The 17,220-nt window shown below is 68.4% G+C and carries 15 protein-coding genes; all 15 read right to left on the bottom strand.

The annotated features are described in order from the left end of the window. Window positions 1–58: 58 nt before the first annotated feature. On the bottom strand, window positions 59–1,519 hold the full coding sequence (locus ED92_RS03250) for a right-handed parallel beta-helix repeat-containing protein (protein WP_037332840.1): 1,461 nt from the start codon (window positions 1,517–1,519) through the stop codon (window positions 59–61). Window positions 1,520–1,574: 55 nt separating this feature from the next. Next, window positions 1,575–2,885 (bottom strand): glutamate-1-semialdehyde 2,1-aminomutase, encoded by a 1,311-nt coding sequence (locus ED92_RS03245; RefSeq protein WP_037332836.1) that lies wholly within the window; start codon window positions 2,883–2,885, stop codon window positions 1,575–1,577. Between the two features lie 4 nt (window positions 2,886–2,889). Next, window positions 2,890–3,438: a dTDP-4-dehydrorhamnose 3,5-epimerase family protein gene (locus ED92_RS03240; RefSeq protein WP_037332834.1), complete on the bottom strand. Its 549-nt coding sequence runs from the start codon at window positions 3,436–3,438 to the stop codon at window positions 2,890–2,892. Next, the gene (locus ED92_RS03235) at window positions 3,435–4,670 is read right to left on the bottom strand and encodes a polysaccharide pyruvyl transferase family protein (RefSeq protein ID WP_052120230.1); all 1,236 of its coding nucleotides are present in this window, start codon (window positions 4,668–4,670) and stop codon (window positions 3,435–3,437) included. Before ED92_RS03235 ends, ED92_RS03240 begins: the two co-directional genes overlap by 4 nt. Then, window positions 4,667–5,614 (bottom strand): glycosyltransferase family 2 protein, encoded by a 948-nt coding sequence (locus ED92_RS03230; protein ID WP_037332832.1) that lies wholly within the window; start codon window positions 5,612–5,614, stop codon window positions 4,667–4,669. The genes ED92_RS03235 and ED92_RS03230 overlap by 4 nt, the downstream gene beginning before the upstream one ends. Continuing rightward, window positions 5,611–6,876 (bottom strand): hypothetical protein, encoded by a 1,266-nt coding sequence (locus tag ED92_RS03225; RefSeq protein ID WP_081975736.1) that lies wholly within the window; start codon window positions 6,874–6,876, stop codon window positions 5,611–5,613. The genes ED92_RS03230 and ED92_RS03225 overlap by 4 nt, the downstream gene beginning before the upstream one ends. 56 nt (window positions 6,877–6,932) lie before the next feature. Further along, window positions 6,933–8,213, bottom strand: a complete 1,281-nt coding sequence (locus ED92_RS03220; protein ID WP_037332829.1) for a DUF4910 domain-containing protein — start codon at window positions 8,211–8,213, stop codon at window positions 6,933–6,935. Next, window positions 8,213–9,235, bottom strand: coding sequence for an NAD(P)-dependent oxidoreductase (locus tag ED92_RS03215; RefSeq protein WP_037332827.1), 1,023 nt, complete (start codon window positions 9,233–9,235; stop codon window positions 8,213–8,215). Before ED92_RS03215 ends, ED92_RS03220 begins: the two co-directional genes overlap by 1 nt. Window positions 9,236–9,240: 5 nt before the next feature. Further along, on the bottom strand, window positions 9,241–9,894 hold the full coding sequence (locus ED92_RS03210) for a PIG-L deacetylase family protein (protein WP_037335903.1): 654 nt from the start codon (window positions 9,892–9,894) through the stop codon (window positions 9,241–9,243). Beyond that, window positions 9,891–10,682: a sugar phosphate nucleotidyltransferase gene (locus ED92_RS03205; protein WP_037332825.1), complete on the bottom strand. Its 792-nt coding sequence runs from the start codon at window positions 10,680–10,682 to the stop codon at window positions 9,891–9,893. The genes ED92_RS03210 and ED92_RS03205 overlap by 4 nt, the downstream gene beginning before the upstream one ends. Beyond that, entirely contained in the window at window positions 10,679–11,914 is a 1,236-nt protein-coding gene (locus ED92_RS03200; RefSeq protein WP_037332824.1) for a class I SAM-dependent methyltransferase, read from the bottom strand. Before ED92_RS03200 ends, ED92_RS03205 begins: the two co-directional genes overlap by 4 nt. A 493-nt stretch (window positions 11,915–12,407) precedes the next feature. Next, complete coding sequence (locus tag ED92_RS03195; protein ID WP_235213184.1) at window positions 12,408–14,285, bottom strand: S8 family serine peptidase; 1,878 nt, start codon at window positions 14,283–14,285, stop codon at window positions 12,408–12,410. Window positions 14,286–14,468: 183 nt separating this feature from the next. Then, window positions 14,469–14,984 carry a thioesterase family protein gene (locus ED92_RS03190; protein ID WP_051972694.1) on the bottom strand — a complete coding sequence of 172 codons (516 nt, stop codon included), beginning with the start codon at window positions 14,982–14,984 and terminating at the stop codon, window positions 14,469–14,471. A 9-nt stretch (window positions 14,985–14,993) separates the two neighbouring features. Then, window positions 14,994–16,181: a BtrH N-terminal domain-containing protein gene (locus ED92_RS03185; RefSeq protein WP_037332820.1), complete on the bottom strand. Its 1,188-nt coding sequence runs from the start codon at window positions 16,179–16,181 to the stop codon at window positions 14,994–14,996. A gap of 24 nt (window positions 16,182–16,205) precedes the next feature. Then, on the bottom strand, window positions 16,206–17,174 hold the full coding sequence (locus tag ED92_RS03180; protein WP_037332818.1) for a YncE family protein: 969 nt from the start codon (window positions 17,172–17,174) through the stop codon (window positions 16,206–16,208). Between the last annotated feature and the right edge of the window lie 46 nt (window positions 17,175–17,220).

Here is a 17,220-nt window from a genome sequence, read left to right as displayed (position 1 = left end):
CCGCCGGAAAGACGTGACTCGCGTGATCGGTCTCCGATCACGCGAGTCACGTGAAGCGTCAGCAGCCGCCGGCGCCGTCGAAGGTGCTGCAAGGGTCCTGCCGATACGGAGCCGCCTGCCAAGCCGGCACATCGAGGGACCGTGACGCGTCATGCGCCACGAACGACCAATGCCCGAGGTAGGTGTTCGAGAACCACTCGTTGTCCTGCCCGAAGGTCACCGCGTCGGACACGACGTTGCCGCGGTACGGCGACCAGGACGGATAGGTGCCGTAATTCGCGAGCACCGCCATCCGGCCGCATAGCCCGGTGCAGTCGGGAGCACTGCGGAAAACGTTGTCGTGCACGTTGACCCGCTGCGTCTTCCAGCGGCAATCGTCGTACGCCGGTGGCTGCGCGATCGATTCGGGCGCGCATTCCGACGGCGAGGAGACGACCCGGGTGCAGGTTCCGGTCGAAGTGTTCGAAGGGCTGTTGCAGAACCGGTCCGCGTTCTCCCACAGGGTCAGCCCGCCCCAGTTGTCCTCGAACTCGTTCTCCGCGATCTCGATCATGTCGGTCCGCGCCGGGAGCCGCGGCTCGCCGCCGGATTCGCTCAGATACACCGCGGCGACCGGGAAGTTGTTGCCCCGCGCGGCGAAATCGCGGCCCATCACCAGGGTGTTACGACGGAAGGTGTTGCTGCGGATGATCAGGTTGTAGCTGATCTCGTAGAACAGCGCCTCGGCTTCGTTGTCCTCGATCACGTTGTCTTCGATGACGAAATCGTTGTTGTTCGTGTCCGCCCAGAGCCCGGCGCCGTGGTTGTGGTGCACCCAGTTCCCCCGGATGTCCGCGCCGTCGACCGCCCAGAACTTCGCCCCGCCACTGCAACCGCAGCCGGGCACCTTCTTCTCCCAGTTCTCGGTGTTGTTCCCGGCGATCTCGTTGCCCTCGATGACGAGCCCGCTGATGCCGTTGCCCGCGCGGTAGGCGTTGATGCCGTACTGCCCGTTGTTCCGCAGGCAGTTCCCGAGCACCTGCTGCCGGGGCCCGGCCATCATCGCCGCGCCGCGGTTGTCCTCGATGACGTTGCCCTCGATCACCCAGTGCTCGCCGGAATCGTGGTTCACCACGCCCTGGTCCTGCGGGGCGGCGAAGCCGCGGATGGTCAGCCCGCGGATCACGACGTCCTTCGCCTGCTGGGTGAACGCCGCCCGGTTGACGCCGCGGCCGTCCAGCACCGCGCCGGGTGCGCCGAGGTAGACGTTGCCGTCCTTCGGGATCACCTGGCTGTACGGGTCGTCGGCGAGGATGTGCGTGCCGGCGGCGAGCCAGAACGTCGTCCCCGGCGGATGCGCCGCGGTCTCGATCGAAAGATGTTCGCCAGGTTCGACGATGACGGCGTCCTCCGGTTTGGGGAAACTCGCCGGTCCGGACGCGCAGACGGCCGGCGCCTCGGCCGCCGCTGCCACGGCGGTGAAGGAGCCGGCCGTCAAGACCACCGACAGCGCGAACGCCGTCGTTCTTGCCCAAGTCATACGAATCAAGGTAAATCACCACGCAGCGCAGAGGAGGGACACGAACGAGTGGTCCTCAGGAGTACTTGCGGAACACCGGTTTCACCGGCCTGCCGCCCGTCCATTGCGCCGGGTCACCGAGTTCCAGCGCCTTCCGGTAGGTGGTGCAGGCCCGCGCGACGACGTCGATCGTCTTGTCGATGTCGTCCTCGGTCAGCCCGGCACTGACCACGAAGGACGGTCCGAGCACACCGCCGCTGATCAGCTCCCGCATAAACAGCGTCCGATACGCCTGTGACGGCTCACGCGCTTCGTCGAGCGTCGCGAACACCAGGTTGCTCGCCCTGCCGCGCACGAGCACGTGCTCGCCGACTTCGGCGCTCGCGGCGACTTCGCGGACTCCGGCGGCGAGCCGGTCGCCCAGTTCGTGCAGGCGCGCGGTGATGCCTTCTTCGGCGTAGGTGTCGAAGACGGCGATCGAAGCAGCCAGGCAGTGCGTTTCGGCGCCGTGCGTGGTCGAAAGCAGGAAGACACGCTCGCGGTGGTCGCGCGTACCGCCCAGCTCCATGTACTCCCGTTTGCCCGCCAGCGCCGAGACACCGAAACCGTTGCCCAGCGCCTTGCCGAACGTCGAAAGATCCGGCGTGACTCCGTACAGACCTTGGGCGCCGGACGCCGACCAGCGGAACCCGGTGATCATCTCGTCGAAGACCAGCAGGGTGCCGTACCGGTCGCACAGCTCGCGCAGCCCGGCGAGATACCCGTCCGGCGGTTCCTGCTGCGTCGCGGCTTCCAAGACGAGACAGGCGACCTCCTCGGTCCGCAACACCTCTTCGGTGGCCGCGAGATCGCCGTAGGGGAAGGAAACCGTCAGCGCGGTGGTCTCGTCCGGGATACCGGCGGGCATCGGCGTCGTGCCGATGAACCAGTCGTCGGTGGAGAAGAACGCGTGATCGCGGCAGATCGCCACGAGCCGCCGTCCGGTCGCTGCCCGCGCCAGCCGGACGGCGGCGGTGGTGGCGTCGGAGCCGTTCTTCGCGAACTTGACCATTTCGGCGGTCGGCACGGCGGCGAGGAACCGTTCCGCGGCTTCGGCTTCGATGATCGACGGCCGGACGAAGTTGGCGCCTTTCGCGATCTCCGTCCGGACGGCCTCGAGGACCCGCGGGTGCGCGTGGCCGAGACTGACCGCGCGAAGTCCCGAGCCGTATTCGATGTATTCGTTCCCGTCGACGTCCCACACATGGCCGGCGAGGCCACGCGCGATGACCGGTGAGAGGTCGTCGGGGTACTGGTCGGTGCCCTTGGCGTAGGTGTGCGCGCCACCGGGGATCGCCCGGTGCAGTCGTTCGTTCGCCTGGTCGGAGCGCGGCAAGGGGCGGTTCACGTGATCACCTCGTGGTCGTCAGTGCGGCGGCTAGAGGAGGAGCGTGTGCGTCACGTTCGGACACCGCGCTGATCGGGAGCGGCCACGGGATGGCCAGTTCGGGATCGGCGTACGAGATCGCGATGTCCTCGGCCGGATCGTGCGGCCGGTCGATGCGGTAGGAGATGTCCGCCGGGTCGGTGAGCGCCTGGAAACCGTGCGCGCAACCCGCCGGGATGTACAGGGAGACCTGGGTCTCCCCGGAGAGTTCGAACCCTTTCACGGCCCGGAAGGTGGGGGAGTCCGGCCGCAGGTCCACGATGACGTCGAAGATCGCGCCGGAGGAGCACCGGACCAGTTTGGCCTCGCCGCGTCCGCCGCGCAGGTGCATCCCCCGGACGACACCCTTGCGTGAACGCGAAATGCTGTCCTGGGCGAAGCCGCCCGGGTCGATGCCCACCGACGCGACGACCTCGCTGTCGAAGGTGCGGCTGAAGAATCCGCGCTCGTCGGCGAACGGGGTCGGCGTGAAGAGGTAGGCGCCTTCGATTTCGGGGACCGGCTCGGCCTTCATCGGACCTCCTTGGCCGTGCGGAACAGGATCTCGTCGAGGACGTCGTACTGCTTTTCCAGCAGTTTCCGCTTGGCGGCGCTGCGATCGCGCAGACGCTGCCAGAACTCTTCGGGTTCGGCCTCGAGTTCGGCGAGTTGCCGGACGAGCAGGTCGACGTCGACGGCGCGGGCGGACTGGCAGTACTCCGCCAGTCCCATGTTCGCCATGATGCTGTCCATCTTCTGCGAATAACTGATCGAGATCGTCGGTTTCGCGAGTTTCAGCGAACACAGGACGTTGTGGTAGCGGGTCCCGACGACGGCGCCGAGCGAGGCGATCTCGGTGAGGAGGTCGCCCAGCGTGGGCAGTTTCGCCGCGGTCACCCGGTTCGGGTCGAGGCCGGGCCGGTGTTCGCGCAGGTCGGCGAAGATCCGCTCGACCACCGGATCGTCGATCTCGTCCCCGGTGAGCAGCCGGACCTCGCGCCCGTCGTCGACCAGCCTGCGCACGAACCGTTTCATCGCGTCCACATAGGACGAATGGATCTCGTCGCCGTGGCGCCGGTCGTCGTTGCCGCCGTGGAACTCCATGACACCGACGCCGACGACGTCCGACGGCCGTCCGGCGGGGATCGGCAGGGCGAAGGCCAGGTCCGGATAGACGTCGTCCTTCGCGGTGTCGAGCCCCATCTCGGCCCAGGCGTCGCGGGACAGTTCGTCGCGGAAGGAGCGGTAATGCGCGGAGCGGGCGGCGATCCGGTACAGCCGCCGCGTGGTCCGCTGCCGGATGACGTTCGACCCGACGTTCAGCAGCGCGACCCTGGTGCCCCACAGCCTGCCCGACACCCCCAGCAACGCCATCGCGTACGGGAAACCCCAAGGGCGCAAGGGAAGCGTGGTTTCGAGGACGCCGGCGCCGGGGACGATCACGACGTCGCAGCGCCGGGTCCAGAAGAGGATCTTGAGTGTGTCGGCGACCTTGCCGACGGCCTTCAGCAGCGCCGCGCGGAGCCCTCCCGCGTCGCGGTTGCGCGAGTAGTACCAGAGCAGGGATTCCGCTTTGACGCCGTAGCGTGTCTCCACCTGCTCCGGCCCGGAGCAGAGGCAGCTGAGCTCCGCGTCCGGATGTCGTTCCCGCACGTACGCGAGCACGACTTCGAGTGATCCGTCGTTGCCGATGTTCCCTGCCCCCAGAAGGCCGAAGAAGCCGACTCTGGGGTGTCTTCGCGTTCTCGCTCCGGGGCGAGAGCTCACGACGTCCTCCTCTGCCGCCCAGGGACGACGGCGTCGATGTTCATCCGGTCGATTTCGAGTTCGGGGACGCCGTCCTCGGCCCGGTCCTCGTTGCGGCCGCGGGAGCGGTCGGCGAGCCAGGAGGCGAGGTGCCGGTAACACTCGCGCCGGTCCGCGGAGGAGAGCGGCGCCCGGCGGATGCCGCCGACGAAGCCGCCGACGTACTCGCCGATGAGCCGCGGCATCGGATTCCGCACCGGGTCGGCGCGCCGCGGATCGAGGTTCGAACAGCGTTTGCGGATGCTGGGGTTCGCCCGTTCCGCGCGGCCGGGGTGGTCGCGGCGGAAGTACTGGACCTCGGGGACCTGGTGGAACGGGCCGTGAAGGCTCAGTTCGGCCACGTAGGTGCGGTCCGCGTGGTGATAGCTGTCGAGCGGCTTCACCCGGCGAAGCACGTTCGTGCGCATCACACCGTAGAAGTCGTCGCCGCCCGTTTCGAACAGCAGGCTGCGGAACCGTGTCGGCGCGTGCGGGGAGTCCGTGGCCAGCGGGTAGTCGAGTTTGTGGGTCACCGAGCCGTGGTCGTCGATGATGGCCTGCCAGCTGTGGGCGACGATCACCTCCGGCCGCTCGTCGAGCGCCTCGATACACAGTTTCAGCAGGTCGCGGCCGTAGAGGTCGTCATGGGAAGCCCATTTGAACAGCTCGCCGCGCGCCTCGTCGAGGACACGGTTGTGGTTCGGGGAGGCGCCGACGTTCTTCGGCAGCCGCAGGTACCGGATCCGGGTGTCCCGGCTCGCGTAGTCGCGGCAGATCTCTTCGGTGCCGTCGGTCGAAGCGTTGTCCGAGATGATCAGCTCGAAGTCCTCGTGGCTCTGGCCGAGCAGGGCGTCGAGTGATTCGGACAGGAACTCCTCGCCGTTGTAGACGGGCAAACCGATGCTGAGCCGTGGAACCTGGGTCATACCGTTCCCACCTCTTCGTCGTTCGTGCGCAGCGCGGCCGGTTCCGGCGCGGGCGGCCGGTACTCGCGATACGCGACACGGAGCTGGTACCACCACAGCGCGGCGCCCAGCCAGACCGAGAGCATCGAGCCCCAGGCGGCACCTTCGGCGCCGTCGAGGTAGGCGCCGAAGATCCCGAAGACCACATAGCCCGCCGACGCGACCAGCTGGGCACGGAGACTGCGTTTGGCGGCGCCGAGGGCCCGCAGCCCGGCGGCGGCGCCCGCGGTGAAGCCCGCGGCGGTGACGGACAGGGTCACCGGGAGGATCAGCGGTTCCGCCGCGTCCCAGACCGAGCCCATGATCCAGCGGCCGACGTCGTGGGGGACCAGGAGCAACAGGCCGAGCCCCCACAGCAGGGCCGCCCCGGCCTGGCCGCCGCCGAGGACCACGCAGAAATGCTTCAGCCGGTGCGGAGCGTGCCGCAGGACACGGGCGCCCTCCGCCACCGTCGTGAGCGAAAGCCCCATCAGGAGGGCGAGGAACGGCCCGAGCAGCTGTTCGGCGCCGCGGACCGCACCGACCGCGGTGATCCCCGCGATCGCGCCGAGCCCGTAGGCCCGCAGCTGGGACGAGCCGGCGTTGCTGACGTTCTCGATCAGGTAGCGCACGCTCAGATCGCGCTGGTCCTTGAGCCAGCCCTTCATCTCCGAGAGCCGCGGCACGATGCCGGTCTGGAACAGCCCGTAGACCGCCGCCACCGCGCCCGCCAGCCCCCAGGCGAGCACGAAGGCGACCACGGTGCCGAAATGCGAGGCGATCGCCAGCGCCGGGATCAGGGCCACGCCCCAGACCGTGTCGTTGACGAACGCCTTCTTCCCGTCGCCCTTCGCGAACAGCGCGAACCGCCAGGCGTCCTGCAGCATCAGGCCGGGGAGCACGGCGCCGAGCGCGATGAACACCCCGCCCAGCGGCTGTACCGCGAGGGAGCCGGCGAGCACGCTGATCAGCCCGGTCACCAGGCCGACCCCGATGGCCGTCCCCGCCGCGCTCGACACCGCGCGGCGCCAGGACTCCTCCGGCACCGCGGAGAAACGCACCATCATCGGGTCGGTGGCCATGCCGCGCGAGATGTTGAGCACCACGCCGTAGGTCACCCACGCCAGGCTGAACATGCCGAAGGCGAAGGTGCCGAGGGAACGCGCGACGAACAGCCCGACCGCGAAATTGGTCAGACTCGAAACCGCCTGGTCGCCGAGGCCCCAGCTGAGCCTGCCCGCCATGGCCCGCACGGCCCCGGAGGCCAGTGTCGCCCGATGTTTCCCGCTCGTCACCCGCGTCACTCCTTCAGCAATCCGGCGCCCTGCAGCGCGTGAGCGGCGGCGACGACGGAATCGAAGGGGAGACCGGATCGCTGTGCGACGTCGAGCAGGCTGTGCTCGCCGTCCGAGAGGTTGAGCACCCAGAGCATCGCCATCTGGGCCGCCTTGGCGTCACTGCGGCCGCCGAGGGAGTCGTAGAGCCCGCGCTTGCCGAGCTGCGGCTCGCCGTAGGGGCTCAGGTTGACGTAGCGGCGGTTCCGGTCCAGCACGGAGAACGCCTCGCGCAAGGTCGCGAGAGTGTCCTCCATCGCCTCGGTGGACACGAAATCCAGGTTGTCCGCCGACGTGTGGTACTCGGGATAGCCGGCGTACGGGGTCCTGGTCAGCGAGCCGACGCCGAGGTTGAACCCCGGCGAGCAGAACTGCCGCTCGTCGTAACCGTACGGGGAGAAGTCGAGGATCTCGTGCGGCTTCCCGGCGAGGACGTGTTCGAGCACCTTGTCGATCTCGGCGTCCCCGCGGCGGCTTCGCTTGTAGTGCAACGATCCCGGGTCGCCCGCGCAGGCGAGCACGATCCCGGCCTTGACCTTGCCGAGCCGTTCGGTGTTGCGCGCGAGCCAGGTGATCGCGCCGATCGTGCCCGGCATGAACAGGAACCGGTACGTGTGGTGCGGTTTCCCCTCGGCCAGCCGTTGGGCGAGAGCGGCGGCGACCGCGATACCGGCGACGTTGTCGTTCGCCAGCGACGGATGGCAGGTGTGGCAGGACACCAGCACCTCGTCGGTGACCTCGCCGGGTACCACGTGCTCGGCGTAGGTCAGGTGCCCGTCGTCCAAAGTGGACTCGATCCGGACCTCGTACTCGCCGTCCGGCAACGCGTCGAGCGTGTCCTGCGCCAGGCAGAAACCCCACGTCGGCGAGTAGTAGCTCGTCCGGTACGGCACCCACGAAGGCCGGTCCGGCAGGGTGTGGAGGTGCTCGCGCAGCTCCGCCAGCGGCATCTTCTCGTCGACGGGCACGCTGTAGCCGACGACGTGCAGGTTCGACGCCTGGAAGTCGACGACCTTCCGGCCGGACGGATCCTTCACGTAGGCGTCGCGGATGTTCCATTCCCGCGGAACGGTCCAGTCGAGCACCTGGGTCCCGGTCGGCACCTCGTGGACGTCGAGCGGGATGTACTCGCCGAGGATCTCCAGCGTGGCGCGCACGCCGTCGCCGGTGATGCTGCGGCAGAGCGGATACAGGCGCTCGACCAGCTTTCGCAGGTCGGCGCCCGTGTCCAGGGGCTTGTCCGTCATCACCGTCGCCGCAAGGTCTCGTCGATCTCGCCCGCGGCGGTCCGCGAGTTGAGCGTGGCCAGCCGGGTGAAGCGGTTCTTGAAGTCGTACGCGGTCAGACCGTGCGTGCGGTAGGCGTAGATCAGCTCCAGCGCGCCGTCCTTGACCGACCAGTCGCATTCGAAACCGGGGATGGCCTCGCGGAACCGGGAGAAGTCGACGCGGTACGAGCGCGGGTCGCCCGCGGACTCGCCGGTGATCCGCAGCGTCGCGCTGGGCGCGGCCTCGACGACCTGCTGCGCGATCTCGGCCACGGTCACGTTGTTGCGTTCGGTGCCGATGTTGAACGCCTTGCCGTGCACGGCGGCCCTGGGCGCTGCCAACACTTCGGAAAAGGCCCGCGCGATGTCCTTCGCGTGCACCAGCGGACGCCACGGCGTCCCGTCCGACATCACCAGGATCTCGCCAGAGACGTGGGCGTGCGCGGTGAGGTTGTTGAGCACGATGTCCGACCGCAGCCGCGGCGAGAAGCCGAACGCGGTCGCGTTGCGCATGTACACCGGGGTGAAATCGTCGTCGGCGAGTTCGTTCAGGTCGTCCTCCACCCGCACCTTCGACTCGGCGTACGGCGTCACCGGGCGCAGCGGCGCGTCCTCGTCGACCAGGTCGTCGCCGCCCGAAGCGCCGTACACCGAGCACGTCGACGCGTAGAGGAACCGCTTCACTCCGGCGTCCTTCGCCAGCTTCGCGAGCTTCACCGAAGCGTGGTGATTGATGTCGTAGGTCAGCTCCGGCGCCAGCGAACCGAGGGGGTCGTTGGACAGCGCCGCGAGGTGGATCACCGCGTCCACGCCGGTCACGTGCTCGGCGGTGACGTCGCGAAGGTCGACTTCGTGGCCCTTGGGGTCTTCGGGTTGCGGGCCCAGCACACAGGCCTCGAAGAGACCGGAGTCGAGGCCGACGACCTCGTGACCGGCGGCGGCCAGCACCGGGGCCATCACCGTGCCCAGGTAACCCTTGTGCCCGGTCAGCAGCACACGCATGGCTTTCAGCCTTTCGGAGTGAGGTCGAGCGTCAGTTTCTTGAGGTCGAAGGCCTCGGCATAGCGCTGCCCGCATTCGATGCCGCGAATGCGGGCGAGGCCGAGGAAGGCTTCCCGGTCGTACCAGGGCCGGTGCCGCTGGGAGGCGTAATGCTCCTGCAGCAGCCGGACCTTTTCTTCGGCGAGCTCGGGGGAAAGCGGCACGTACGCGGTGGGTTTCCCGAGGTCGCCGTCCCATTTCACGATCTCGTACTCCAGCTGGAGATGGGTGCGGAACACCGTCGGCACCAGCTTCGCCAGGCCGCGGTGGTCCTGGTGCGCGTCCGCCGTGCGCGGGGAAAGGACGAGGTCCGGATCGGTGCGGCGGCGCAGCTCTTCCAGCCCGTTCTTGGCCTCTTCCCAATGCGCGGGAAGCCGGCCGTCGGGCAGTTTGAGCACGGTGACCTCGACGTCGGCGCCCGGGCAGAAGGCCGCGAGCGCCGCGCGCTCCTCGGTCTCCCGCTCGGTGCCGCCACCGGAAAGGACGAGGGCATCCACCCGGATACCCGGGTTGACGGCGCAGATCGTCAGCAGCGTGCCGCCCGCCCCGATGGCGATGTCGTCACAATGCGCGCCGAGGGCGACGATCCGCCGGACGCCGCCGGTGCCGAGCTCGATCACGCCGTGCTCGCCGCTTCGCGTTCCCAGCGTGCCCACGGACGGTCTCCGTGCGCGTACGCTTCGTCCAGCTGGACGCGCTCCTTGACGGTGTCGGTCGGCTTCCAGAACCCGCGGTACGGGTACGCGAGCAGCTTGCCCTGTTTGGCGAGCTCGCCGCAGCCGTCGGCGACCAGGTCGCCGCCCTCGGGGATGTGGTCGAAGATCTCCTGGCGCAGCACGAAGTACCCGCCGTTCTCCCACAGCGGCATCTGGCTGACCGGGGTCAGCGCGCCGATGCGGCCGTCCTCGCCCATTTCGACGCAGTGGAACGACGACTGCGGCGGCACGACCATCATCGAGGCGCCGGCGTCGGATGCCGTGAACCGCTCGATCATCTCCGGCAACGGGGCGTCGGTGAGGACGTCGGCGTAGTTGGCGAGGAACATCTCGTCGCCCTCGAGATATGGGCGCACCCGGCGCAGCCGTTCGCCGATGGCCGATTCGAGACCGGTCTGCACGAAGGTGATCGACCAGTCCGCGATGTCGGTGGACAGCAGTTCGGCCTTGCCGCGGCGCAGGACGAAATCGTTGGAGGTGGTCTCCTGGTAATTGAGGAAGAACTCCTTGATGTGGTGCGCGCCGTAGCCGAGACAGAGGATGAACTCGGTGTGGCCGAAATGCGCGTAGTACCGCATCACGTGCCAGATCAGGGGTCTGGGGCCGACCATGGCCATCGGCTTGGGCACGTCGGACGCGTCACCGTTGCGCATCCGCATGCCGTAGCCGCCGCAGAAGAGGACTACCTTCACGACTTCACCTCGACGATTTCCAGGTGCGGGATGGGGAAGACCAGTTTCCCGCCCCATTCGTCCACAAAGGACAATTGGGCGGTCAGCTCCTTCCGGAGGTTCCACGGAAGGACGAGCACGTAATCGGGCCGGTCCGCTTCGATGCGCTCCGGCGGCAGGATCGGGATCCGGGTGCCGGGGGTGAACCGGCCGTGCTTGTACGGGTTGCGGTCGACGGTGTACCGCAGCACGTCCGGGCGGATGCCGCAGTGGTTCAGCAGCGTGTTGCCCTTGCCCGGGGCGCCGTAACCGACGACGGTCTTGCCTTCGAGCGCGGCGTCGGTGAGGAACTTGTTCAGCTCGAGCCGGACCTTGGTGACCCGCTCGGAGAACTCGGTGTAGCCGGACATTTCGTGCAGCCCGGCCGCCTTTTCGGCGTCGAGGACCCGCATCATCCGCTCGCTCGGCTCACCGGCGACGGCGTCCGGTCGCGCCCACAGCCGGATCGAACCGCCGTGCGTGGGCAGGAGCTCGACGTCCACAACGGACAATCCGCCGCGCGCGAGGGCCCGGCGCGCGGATTCCACCGTGTAGTACTGGAAGTGCTCGTGATAGATCGTGTCGTACTGGTTCTCCTGGATCAGCGTCAGCAGGTGCTGGACCTCGATGCTGACCCAGCCGTCATCGGCGACCAGGGCGCGGAGCCCGTGCGTGAAACCGATGATGTCCGGGATGTGCGCGTAGACGTTGTTCGCCACGACGAGGTCGGCGGGACCGTGCTCCTCGCGGACGTCGCGTCCGGTTTCGGGACCGAGGAAGGCGGTCTTCGTCGGCACCCCGGCGTCACGCGCGGCTTGGCCCACGTTCACCGAAGGTTCCACGCCGAGGCAACGGATCTTCTGCGCCACAACGTGTTTGAGGAGATAACCGTCGTTGCTGGCGACCTCGACGACGAACGAGGACCCGTCGAGCCCCAGCCGCTCGACGGCGCCGTCGACGAACGTTTTGGCGTGGTCGACCCAAGAGGCGGAATACGACGAGAAGTACGCGTATTCGGTGAAAGTCTCTTCCGGGGTGATCAGCGGCGGGATCTGGGCCAGCCAGCATTCCGTGCAGACCCGCAGGTGCAGGGGGTAGGTCGGCTCCGGCTCCTGCAGCTGCTCCGCGGTCAGGAATCGTTCGCACGGCGGCGTCGCCCCGAGGTCGACGACACTGGCGAGATGGGCCGAGCCGCAGAGACGGCAGGTGGTCATCGAGAGGCTCCTTGGCTCGCGTCACGTATCCCAGACGTCGGCACCTCGGGTCGCCTCGTTACATGCCTTCCAGGGGTCTCACGCTTCCGTCTCACAACCGAAACCTGGCGTCTCGGCCATCGGCGCAGACGTCTCCGCCATCCGGGCGCGGGCAACCCGGCCCGATCGCGTTCCGCCGACTAAACGCGCCCCGCCCCAGTCTCCCGACCGCGATCGCGTTTAGCCGACTAAACGCGATCCGCCAGGCCCCCACGGACGTCGCGAAAGCCACTTTCGCGACGTCTGATGTCCCGAAAGTGGCTTTCGCGACATCCCTTCACCGCCCCCCGGCGCCCGGATCGCGTTCCGCCGGTTAAACGCGCCTACCAGGCCTCAGGCCCCGACGCGCGTGAAGGCCCCCTTCCCGCGGCTGAGCCGAGGGAAGGAGGCCTTCACGCGCAACACCGGCCACTTCGCGTTTAGCGGGCTAAACGCGATCCGGGCGGTCACACCGTCAAGAAACCACCAACGCGTAGTCCGCATCGGTCGCCGACGTCTCCGGGTGCCCGTCGGCGTTCACCTGGGTCGCCACGACCTCCACCGTCCACGTGCCGGCGGCCGGCTTCTCGAGGATGACGTTCTCCACCGTGTCGACGGTGTTCGGCGACCCGCCCGCGGTCGAGAAGTTGCCCGCCTTCAGCCCGTTGTTGCCGTAGTAGACGGTCCCGTTCGGCGCGGTGACCTTCAGCGTCAGGTCGTTGACCCTGGTGACCGACGCGCTCGGCGAGCCCGCCGGGTCGGTGTAGGCCAGCGTGGCCTTGAACTGCTTCGTCCCGTTCACCGCGACCGTGTACTTCTTCGACTGCCCGGTGCCCAGCAGGTCGGTCTCGTTCACCAGCACCGGCAGCTTCCACCCGTTCGCCTTGGCCTGTTCGTGCAGGTACCGCACGTTCGCGGTGCCCCAGCCCTGATGCGTCCGGGTCATGTCGTGCGAGGTGCCGCTGAACGCGAACTGGTCGGCCCCGTTGATCAGCAGCGCCTTCGCGGTCGCCGCATGCGGGCGGCTCGCGAAGACGTCGCGGCCCTTGCCGGGGCCGCCGTCGAACACGCCGTCGGCCCACATCTGGAACAGCAGCCCGGCGTTTCCGCAGGTGATCGGCGTCGCGCCGCTCGTGCCGCCGAACGACGTCGTGTACGAGGTGTCACTGCCGGACGACGTGGTGTCGATCCGGTCGTAGTAGTTCGACAGTTCCGGTTTGATCCGGCCGTCGGCGGCCGGGCCGATGCTCGCGCCGCCGTTCCACTTGTCGTCGGTGCGGCCCAGCGTGTTGTAGTGGTACTGCCCGCCGACCGAAAGCACGTTCTTCGACCAGGCCTGCGGCCGCGACTGCTGGGTGCCCGCGTTGCTCTGCGACTGGCAGATCAGCAGGTCGTGATCGAAGACGATCTTGTCGAGCTCGGCGGAGACCGAGTTGTAGGCCGTGGTCAGCCCGCCACCCCAGCTGTTGCTCTGGAACACGGCGTGGTACTTGCCCGCCGGGTCGACCAGTTCCTTGGTGTGGGCGTAGCGGTCCGGCTTGTCGTAGGTGGCGAAGATCCCTTGCGCCTCGGGCAGCAGCCCCCGCTGCGGCGCGCTCACCCCCGACGCGAAGATCTGGCCGTACGTGGACGTCCCGTGGCTGGTGCTGGTGGAGTTCGACCCGTGCAGCACCGTCGGCCGGGCCTTGAATTCCTGGTGCGTGACGCGCAGTCCGCCGTCCATCACCTCGCCGCGCACGCCCTGGCCGCGGTACCCGCCGACGCTCTCGATGTAGTTCGCGCCGCTGCTCTCCCTGGCGTTGGCCATGTCGGTCTCGGGCGCGGTGATCGCGCCGACCGCGAGCACCTCGGCCCCTTGCGCTACGGTGGCGGCTTGACCGGGGCCGAGCTTCGCCACGATGTGCTGCCCGCTCTGCGAGATCGCCTCGATGCTCGCGCCGAGCCGCAGGATCCGCTCGGCGACCACGCGCTGATCCCGCGCGTCCGATTCGACCAGCGTCACGAGGTAACCGCCCGTCGCGGCCAGCGAGATCTCCACCTTGTCGTCCGCCCGGTATTCGCCGAGCCAGCGGACGAAATTCAATTTCGCGACCGATTCGCGGTTCTCCGGCTTCAGCCGGACCACATAGGCGAAATCGGGAATGTAGGTCCCGATCCGCACGCCGAGTGAACGCAATCGCCCGCGCTGTTCGTCGGTCAGCGCGCTCCGGACCTGGAGCAGGTAGGCGCCCTTCCAGTCCTGGCTCGCGGCCGTGCGCTGGCTCAGCGGATCGAAGGTCCTGCTGGCCAGGCGGATGAACTGGGGGTCTTCGGCGGCCGGGGCGGCGACGGCCACCCCGCTCGTCAGTAGCATCGCGCCGACCAAGGGCGCGAGAAAGCGGACAGACTTCGACCGTGGCATGAAATACCTCCGGGGAGCTCTGCAGGGGAGAGGTCTTCCGAAGGTACCGGCCGAAAAGCGGGATGATCAGCCGCTGAACGGACCAGCCGTTTTCCGGTGTTGCGGGAAATGGAGCATAAACGGTTAAAAACCGATTCAGGAAAGCTCGTCGATCGCCCCGCTGAACCGCGTCAACCGCTCGCGTTCCTCGTCGCCGAGTCTTCGCGTGCTGCCTTCGGGCAGGACGCACGCGACCCAGATGGTGCGGCAGCGCGCGTAAACGGCCCGCTCGTCGCGCAGCCTGCTGTTCACCACGACGTCGCAGGTCCCGATCCGGCCGACCACGGTCTCCACCTCGACCGGGCTGTCGCGGAAGGTCAGCCTGCGCAGGTAGCTGACGTTGTGCTTCGCGATGAGATACGCCGGTCCCTTGGCCTGGAAGAGGTGCTCACGCCGCGGGTCGAGCATCGCGACCTGGGCTTCCTGGAAATAGTCGAGCAACCGCACATTCCCGACGTGGCCGAGATGGTCCAGGTCGGCGACACGCAGGCGATGGCGGTGGAGGTGGATCTCGGGAGCGGGACGCGCACTGGTCGTCCCCAGCGGATGTGCGTGCACGAAGTGGATCTTGAACGATCGCGTGGTGTTCCGGCCGCGCGGCGCAACGGACACCGGCGCGGTTCACTCCATCAGGGCTTCGGAGAGTTCGCGGATCGCGGCGGTCTCGGCGGTGTGGATGTCCCGGAGCCGGGTGCCCATCGCACTGAAGAGCTCACGGGCTTCGACGTCGGTGAACGGGGTTTCGTCGTTGTAGTGCGTGCGCAGTTTCCACATCTCCTCGGCCGCGGCCGAGGCGGCTTCCTGCCCCGCGTCGCCCTCGCGGACACCCGCGGAAACCGCGCTGACGAGCCCGCGCATCCAGGCGAATTCGGCGTTCGACGCCGGAACGGCCGTCTCGGCCAGTTCCGCCCAGCGCTCGGCGATCCCGCGCCAGGTCGACGCCTGTTCGGCCAGCGCGGGGAGTTCGAGCAGGGCGGCGGCCTCGGTGAGCGCGTCGGCGAACAGCCCACGCAGATGCCCGCCCTCCATCCCCGCCGGCGTGACGCTCTCCCACACGGTGAACAGCGCCCCGACGAGCCCGCGCCGCTCGCCGAACGCGCGCGGCCAGCCCTTGGGGTCGCGTTCGTCGGTCATCGCCTTCGCCCAGCGCTCCCAGGCGGGGAGCGAGAACGACTTCGACGGCTCCGAGAGGTTCCGCGCGCAGTCCGTCAGCCCGCCGCGCACGGCCGCCCGCCAGTCGGTGACCTCGCCGGGCTCGATCGTGGCGAGCAGGTTCTTGTACGAGCCGACCCGGCCCCGCGCGGCGTCGAACGTCTTCCGGTCGACCGTCAGCGGGGCGAGGTTCCGGTCGTCGACCAGCACCCGGCCGTCCTCTTCGCCGTACGCGACGACGAAGTGGCCGCCACCGCCGGACATCTCCGGCGGCAGCCGCCAGTAGCCGAGTGATTCGCGGTCGGGGAGGACGATCGACGGCCGTCCCGCTTCGAGATTCGCGGAAAGCCGTTTCGCGGCGGCACGTTTACTTCCGGTGGTGTGGATGTCGATGGCGAGCCCAAGACGGTCCACTGTGGACTTGAGCCATTCCCGCGGGTACTGCCAGCGCGCGCGGAAGCCGAACACGATCGTTGACGTCGTCTCGTGCACGAAGTCCCACAGGATGTAGCCGGCCCCGATCCCGCCGGAAGTGGCGAAGACCAGCGCCTCGCCGGGTGCCTGACCGTCCGGCCCTTCGACACCGTGATGGGTCAATACGGCGGTGACCGCCGAGACGTCGGGTTGCAGCCCGCCACGCAATGCGTACTCGCTCACCCCGCCATCATGCCCGTTCCGGCGTCAGAAGTCCCTGATGAGGGAAACCCTGCCGCGTAAGGGATCCGTCACGTACACGGTCCTGGTGCGCTGGTCGATCGCGACCGCGCCGGGGTTCACGCCGAGTGACAGGTCGCCGGTGAGCAGGCTCGTCCTGCCGTCGATCCTGGCGATGCCGTTGGGACCGCCGTTGGTGTAAACGGTGTTCGATCCTTCGTGGACCGCGAGCGCCGAAGACTCCGAACGCAGCAGCACGGTCGCCTTTTCCTTGCGGGTGCCCGTGTCCACGATGGACAGATGGTGGATAGCCGAATTCGCGACGAACACCGTGCCGGTGGCGCCGTGCACGGCCACACCGGTCGGCGCCTTGCCGACCGCGATCCCGCCGGTGAACTCGCCCGCGCCGATGTCGAAGACCTCCAGCGAGTCGGTGGCCGTGCTGGTGCAGTAGGCGAGCTTGCGCCCGCTGTCGACCGCTATGGAGGAAAGCCCTCGAGGCGGGCCGGGGACCAGGTTCAGCAGACGGCAGCTCACGCCGTCGATGACGGCGAGTGTCCCGGTGAGATCACTGACCGCGTAGATGCGGTTCGCCTGCTCGTCGACGTCGACACTGGACGCGCCGGGACCGGCGGGCACCACGCTCACGACGTCGTTGGTCCGCCCGTCCAAGACGAGGACCGTCCCGGCGGGCGGATTCGCCACGAAAACCCGGTTGGTCACCGCGTCCACGGCCAGCCCGGCGGGCTCGCCGCCGACCGGGATCACGTCACCGACTGTGCCGGACCGCGAGTCGAGGACGACGATCGTGCCGGTGGACGGGTCCGAAACGTACGCGAAGCCGGTGACGGAATTCACCGCGACCGCTTCCGGGGCGCCCCCGACCTCGACGAGGAGGACTTTCTCGGCTCTGGCCGCCGGTGCGAAGGCGACCGCGGAGGCACCGGCCGCGGCCAGCGTGAGCAGGGCTCGGCGGCTCAGCTCGGGTCCTCGCACAGGCGCCTCCCGATGATCGTTCCGGGCTTCGACGATAACCCGCGAT

The sequence above is a fragment of the Amycolatopsis sp. MJM2582 genome, from assembly GCF_000754115.1.
Lineage (GTDB): Bacteria > Actinomycetota > Actinomycetes > Mycobacteriales > Pseudonocardiaceae > Amycolatopsis > Amycolatopsis japonica.
The sequence above is the reverse complement of the archived record's forward strand: the minus strand, read 5'-3'. Positions and strand labels throughout refer to the sequence as shown.